Source organism: Bacillus sp. SIMBA_154 (assembly GCF_046536015.1).
GTDB classification, from domain to species: domain Bacteria; phylum Bacillota; class Bacilli; order Bacillales; family Bacillaceae; genus Bacillus; species Bacillus pumilus_P.
The window spans coordinates 1-244 of record NZ_JAWJBV010000557.1 but is presented as its reverse complement, the minus strand read 5'-3'; the positions used below and the strand labels follow the sequence as shown (position 1 = coordinate 244).

Genomic DNA, 244 nt, shown 5'->3' with positions numbered 1-244 from the left:
GAGTTGACGATGGTTGGGGGCGGCAGGTTACGCGCTACAGCCCGGAAACGTTTTCAACTGAGTCAACTTTTGGAAAGATGTTTGGGCTGATTGCCCCAAAGCTTCTTAGGGCTTTGTCTGACGGCCTCGTCAGCGAAGCTTTAGGTCGCTCTATTTACGAAGAATCGAATGGTGAGCGACAACTGACAAAATCATTCTCTCTTTCGGACCAAGATTTGGAGACGTTGAAAATCCAACTTATGGC

General features: G+C 48.4%; 1 protein-coding gene. It reads left to right on the top strand.

Going from position 1 to position 244, the window contains the following annotated elements; genetic code table 11:
• On the top strand, nucleotides 1–244 hold a 244-nt coding region (locus R0K30_RS23150), incomplete at both ends, for a hypothetical protein (RefSeq protein WP_410613338.1).